Consider the following 1091-nt stretch of genomic DNA (forward strand, 5'->3'; position numbering starts at 1 on the left):
CTTCAATTTACTCTTGCCCTGCCCGGGGCAGACGACACCGCCGTTGTCCGCTTTACCCACCGCGAAGCCCTTTCCGAACCGTTTTCGCTCTCTGTCGAGTTTGCCAGCCGCGCTCACGACCTTTCGCCTGTCAACTGCCTGGATAAGACCGCTACCCTGACTATTTGGCAGGATGGCGAGCCGCTGCGCCGTATTCACGGCATCGTGAGTGAATTCGCCCAGGGCGACCGGGGCCACCGGCGCTCGTTTTATCACGTGGTGATTCGCCCGGCGTTGTGGCGGCTTTCTTTACGCCACAATTCGCGTATTTTTCAGAACGCGGCCCCTTACGATGCGATCACAACGCTTGCCGACGAGCGTGGCCTGACGGATATCGGCTTTGCCACCACGCGTACCCCGCTCGAGCGGGAGTACCTGGTGCAGTACCGGGAAACCGACCTGGCGTTTATCGAACGCCTGGCCGCCGAAGAGGGCTGCTTCTATTTCCACGAGTTCGAAAACGCCGAAGGTGGCGCCCACCGGCTGGTGTTTGCCGATGCCACCGTGGTGCTCCCAAGCGTCGGTGAGCGCACCTACCACGGCCGCGCGGGCGGCACGCCGCCCCGGCGCCATCTGCGTAAGCTGCGCCAGGTCAGCCGGGTACGCCCGGCGTCTGCCATGCTCAAGGACTACACCTTTCAAAACCCGGCCTACGCCCAATTGCATGAACATCAGGCGTCGGGGCTAGGCGAGCACGCTCAGCATGAGGATTACGAACACTTCGACTACCCGGGCCGCTATAAGAAAGATGGCTCCGGCAAGCCGTTTACCCGCCACCGGCTGGAATCTCTACGCGCCGATGCATTGGTAGCCCAGGCCGAAAGCGACCTGCCCGAACTGGCGCCGGGCATTTGCTTCACCCTGACCGACCACGACGTGGAGAGCCTCAATCAGGACTGGCAGGTACTGGGTGTAGTGCATGTTGGCGAGCAGCCCCAGGCGCTGGAAGAGGACGGCATGGCGCGCGGTAGCGCGACGTCAGACCAGGCTAGCGAGCAGATGACCCGCTACCACAACAGCATCGAGCTAATGCCCCGGGACCAGACCTGGCG

The 1091-nt window shown here is 62.8% G+C and carries 1 protein-coding gene; it reads left to right on the top strand.

Annotated elements, in window-relative coordinates; translation table 11 throughout:
* The coding region (tssI, locus tag CZ787_RS09465; protein ID WP_140398981.1) for a type VI secretion system tip protein TssI/VgrG at positions 1 to 1091 on the top strand (1091 nt) is incomplete at both ends.

The sequence above is a fragment of the Halomonas citrativorans genome, from assembly GCF_900163645.1.
GTDB classification, from domain to species: domain Bacteria; phylum Pseudomonadota; class Gammaproteobacteria; order Pseudomonadales; family Halomonadaceae; genus Vreelandella; species Vreelandella citrativorans.